The organism is Candidatus Benthicola sp., from assembly GCF_058719085.1.
In genome coordinates, this window is sequence record NZ_JBZQEK010000149.1 from 1 (window position 1) to 4,755 (window position 4,755).

Consider the following 4,755-nt stretch of genomic DNA (forward strand, 5'->3'; position numbering starts at 1 on the left):
CAGTACGGCCGGGCGGACCAGGGCGCCGTATCCATGCTGCTCGCGAAGCTCTACCTGAACGCCGGGGTATATACCGGCGCGCCCGACTACGGCAGCGCCATGGCGGAGATCGAGGAGGTCATTCCGGCCTACTCGCTGAGCGCCGACTACTGGGCGATGTTCGAGGCGGACAACGGTCAGAACCCGGAGTTCATCTTCGTCACCCCCTATGACGGCCAGGCCACCCGCACGTGGGGCGGCACGACCTTCCTGGCCCACGCGGGTTGCGGCGGCAGCATGAACGCGGCTGACTTCGGCCTCGACTTCTGCTGGTGGGGACTTCGGGTGAATCCGGAGTTCGTGGCGCTGTTCCCGGGCGGGGCGGACAGCCCGGACGGACGTCAGAACTTCTGGACCGACGGCCAGAATCTCGAGGTCGGGGCGATCTCGAACTTCAACGATGGCTATGCGGCGCCGAAGTACAGCAACGTGTCCAGCCTCGGCCAGCCCGGCTCGAACCAGACCCATCCGGACACCGACTTCCCGGTGTTCCGACTTGCCGATGCCTACCTGATGTATGCCGAGCTCGTCCTTCGGGGCGGCGGTGGCGACACGGGCACGGCGGTGGACTACATCAATGAGCTCCGGGAACGGGCGTACGGCGATGACAGCGGGAACATCACGGCCAGCGAGCTGACGCTCGACTTCGTGCTCGACGAGCGGGCCCGGGAGCTGTGGTGGGAAGGCCATCGTCGCACGGACCTGGTCCGCTACGGCCTCTTCTCGGGCGGCGAGAAGCTGTGGAGCTGGAAGGGGAACGTGCAGACGGGAGCGGCGACTCCCGACTACGTCAACCTGTTTCCGATTCCGGACTTCGAGCTCGGCGCGAACCCGAACATGACGCAGAACCCGGGTTACTGATCCCGGACGCGCGGTTCATTCAACCTTCAGCCCGGTCGCCTCGGCGGCCGGGCTGATGCTTTTCGGGTCGGGTTCGGGCGGGGGCCACCGACCGGTGGCTCCCGAACGGTCGCCACGCCCGCCCGCGATCCGCTATAATCCCGGCCGGATGTTCCCGATCGCGAACGTTCCGCCAGTCACCGGACGCGCATGGATGAGCTGAAAGCCCTGGCCTCACTGGCCGATGCGATGGGCGTGTACACGGACTACGTGGACGGTCTGCGACGGCCCGTCACGGTCGCGCCGGAGACGCTGGTGCGCGTGTGCGCTTCGCTCGGGGCGCCGCTGGCCCGACCGGCGGAGGCCGCCGACGCCCTCCGGGCCGTTCAGGCGGCTCGCGCAGCCGAAACGCTTCCCCCCGTTCTGGTCGCCTGGGATGGAGGGCTGGCCCCCTTTCCGGTGCCCGCTGGAGGGCCGTTCCGGGCGCGGGTGATCCTCGAGGAAGACGAGCCGGTCAACCTGACGCTGGATGGGAAGACGGGCCGATTCCGGGCCCCCGGTCCGCTGCCGATGGGATACCATCGGCTCGAGGTCGAGTCTGCCGCCGGTCTGCAGGAGTCCACCGTGATCTCCGCGCCCGTGCAGGCGTGGCGCCGGGAGGAAGAGCGGCGCAGCTGGGGCGTGGGCGGACAGGTCGCCGCCTTCCGGTCCTCGCGCAGCCGGTCCCGCGGCGACCTGCGGGACCTCGAGACGGTCGCTCGCTGGGTACACGGTCTGGGCGGTGACCTCGTGATGGTGCTTCCCCTGCTTCCCACCTTCAACGACGATCCGCCCGAGCCGAGCCCCTACTCTCCGGTGAGCCGGCTCTTCTGGTCCGAGCTGCTGCTCGACCTCGGGGAGGCGAACCGTCCGACACCGCCGCCGCGGCGGCTCGACGTGCAGGCTGCGGACGCCGAGGTGCGGGCCGCGCTGGCCGGGGCGCCCGCGCCCGGAGCGACGGAGGTGGACGAGGAGCTCCTCCGGTACGCCCGGTTCCGCGGCGCCCAGGCCCGGCTGGGCCGAAGCTGGAGGGACTGGCCGGCGGCGGCCCGGGAAGGGCGGTTCGAGGCGGACCATGTGGACTCCGAGGAGGAGCGGTTTCACCTGGTGGCGCAGGCCCGGGTTCGCTCCCAGCTCGACGACTTGAGGCGGGACCTGGAGGCCGACGGCGTGCGGCTCGGGCTCGACCTCGCCGTGGGTGTGCACCCGGATGGCTACGACCCGTGGTCCCGCGCCTCTCTGTTCGCCGAGGGGATGTCGGTCGGCGCGCCGCCCGACGGTGGTTTCCCGAGCGGCCAGGACTGGGGGTTCCATCCGGTGCTCCCGGGGGCCTCGCGGCGAGAGGGGCACCGATACGTGGCGGCGTCCATCGCGCACCAGGCGCGGATCTCGGGGGTCCTCCGAATCGACCACATCATGGCGTGGACGCGGCTCTACTGGATCCCGCAGGGCATGGGCAAGGACGAGGGCACCTACGTCTCGTATCCGGCCGAGGAGCTGTTCGCCGTGCTCACGCTCGAATCGCACCGGAACCGGTGCGAGGTGGTGGGCGAGAATCTCGGCACGGTGCCGCCGGAGATCGGCGAGGCCCTGCCGCGGCACCACATCCGGGGCATGTACCTGGCCCAGTTCACCGCGTCGGAGGACCCGGACATGGCGCCGGCCACGGGCAGGGACATGGCCCTCATCGGGACGCACGACACGCCCACCTTCGCCGGTTGGCTGTCCGGCGTGGACATCGGGGAACGGGTCCGGTGCGGCCTCCTCGAGGAGGCCGCCGAGCCCGACGTCCGGCAGGAGCGCGCGGAAGCGACCGATCGCCTGGCGCGGCGCCTGGGCGAAAGCGTGGAAGATCCGAGGACCCTGCTGGCCGAGACCCTCCGGTGGCTCGGTTCCTCCGACAGCCCTCTCGTGGTGGCGTGGCTCGAAGACCTGTGGCTCGAGGAGGAGGGCGTCAACCTTCCGGGCACCCGGTCCCTGGAGCGGCCGAACTGGCAGCGGCCGATGAGCCGCCTGCTGGACGAGGCGCTCGCGGACCCCGAGGTCGTGGAGCTGGCGCGGGTCCTGGCCCGGGCCCGCGCCGTACGATCCGACTGACTCACTCCTGACGAGGTTCCGGAACATGGAATCCACCGCCGTATCGCCGCCCGCGGAGCTCCGGCCGAAGCCGCGGCTCTCGTTCTGGGACATCTGGAACATGAGCTTCGGCTTCCTGGGCATTCAGTTCGGCTTCGCGCTGCAGAACGCCAACGTGAGCCGGATCTTCGAAACGCTCGGAGCGAGCGTCGAGAACATCCCCATCCTGTGGATCGCCGCTCCGGTCACCGGACTGGTCGTGCAGCCGATCGTCGGCTACTTCAGCGACCGCACGTGGGGCCGCCTCGGGCGGCGACGGCCGTATTTCCTGGTGGGGGCGATCCTGGCCTCCGCGGCGCTGGTCGTCATGCCGAACTCCCCCACCCTGTGGGTCGCCGCGGGCATGCTGTGGATCATGGATGCGTCGATCAACATCTCGATGGAGCCGTTTCGCGCCTTCGTGGGGGACAACCTGCCGTCGGAGCAGCGCACCACCGGCTTCGCCATGCAGAGCTTCTTCATCGGCACCGGCGCGGTGGTGGCCTCGATCCTCCCCTGGCTTCTCACCAATGGCTTCGGGGTGAGCAACGAGGCGCCGGCCGGGCAGATTCCGGATTCGGTCCGCTGGTCCTTCTATCTCGGGGCGGCCGTGTTCTTCCTCGCGGTGGCGTGGACGGTCTTCCGCTCGAGAGAGTACTCGCCGGAGGAGATGGCGTCGTTCGAGGAGAACCAGGAGAGGGAAGGGTTCGTCGCCGATCTCCGGACCCCGGAGGAGTACGCGGCGAACGGGGGGCGGCAGATGCGGCTCGGGTGGATCCTGCTGGTGATCGGAGCCCTGTTCAGCGTCTGGATGGTGCGTCAGGCCCTCTACCAGGTGATGATCCTGTCCGCCGGCATGACCGCGGTCGGCGCGCTGCTCGTGTTGAGCGGGCTGATGCAGAAGCGAGGCCGGTACGACAACGGCTTCGTGACGATCATGAACGATTTCCAGGACATGCCGCACACCATGAAGCAGCTGGCCTGGGTGCAGTTCTTCTCGTGGTTCGCCCTGTTCGCGATGTGGATCTACACCACGGCCGCGGTCACCAGTCACATCTACGGGACCTCCGACACCACCTCCGCCCTGTATAACGACGGGGCGAACTGGGTAGGGGTCGCCTTTGCCGCGTACAACGGAGTGGCCGCCCTGGTGGCGTTCGCCATCCCGGTGCTGGCCAAGCGGACGAGCCGGAAGATCGCCCACGCCCTCTGCCTGGTGGCGGGCGCGATCGGGCTTCTGTCGGTGTGGATCATCTCCGACCCGCGACTGCTGCTCGGATCGATGGTGGGGGTCGGGATCGCGTGGGCGAGCATCCTGTCGATGCCGTACGCGATCCTCACGGGGTCGCTGCCGCCGTCGAAGATGGGCTACTACATGGGCGTGTTCAATTTCTTCATCGTGATTCCGCAGATCGTCGCGGCCGCCATCCTCGGCTTCTTCGTGGGCCGGTTCTTCGGCGGCCACGCCATCTACGCCCTCCTCATTGGAGGCGGGTCCCTCGTGCTGGCGGCGCTCCTGACGCTCCGCGTGGACGACCGGGACGACGTGGCGGCGGCGGTCTCGATCTGAACATGGGGGTGGGACCGATGAAATACCTTTGCCTGCCGCTCGCATCGATCGGCCTGCTGGCGCTGTCGGCCTGCCGGGCGGCCCCGGACGGAAGCTCGAGCCCGTCGGAGGCCCAGCATCCGGCGCCGAAGGAGGCCGTGGTCGCGGACGCG

General features: G+C 69.3%; 3 protein-coding genes. All 3 read left to right on the forward strand.

The features are described 5' to 3' along the window. The coding region (locus tag AC36XV_RS11150) for a RagB/SusD family nutrient uptake outer membrane protein (RefSeq protein WP_492203761.1) at positions 1-900 on the forward strand (900 nt) is incomplete at its 5' end. A gap of 189 nt (positions 901-1,089) precedes the next feature. Further along, a complete protein-coding gene (locus AC36XV_RS11155; protein ID WP_492203762.1) occupies positions 1,090-3,015 on the forward strand; it encodes a 4-alpha-glucanotransferase in 1,926 nt (641 codons plus the stop codon). Positions 3,016-3,040: 25 nt separating this feature from the next. Then, positions 3,041-4,603 (forward strand): MFS transporter, encoded by a 1,563-nt coding sequence (locus AC36XV_RS11160; protein WP_492203763.1) that lies wholly within the window; start codon positions 3,041-3,043, stop codon positions 4,601-4,603. Positions 4,604-4,755: the final 152 nt, after the last annotated feature.

Excerpts from the sequence above, each read along its gene's own strand:
- AC36XV_RS11160 (WP_492203763.1), top strand. The coding sequence starts at position 3,041 with ATGGAATCCACCGCCGTATCGCCGCCCGCGGAGCTCCGGCCGAAGCCG.
- AC36XV_RS11155 (WP_492203762.1), top strand. The coding sequence starts at position 1,090 with ATGGATGAGCTGAAAGCCCTGGCCTCACTGGCCGATGCGATGGGCGTG.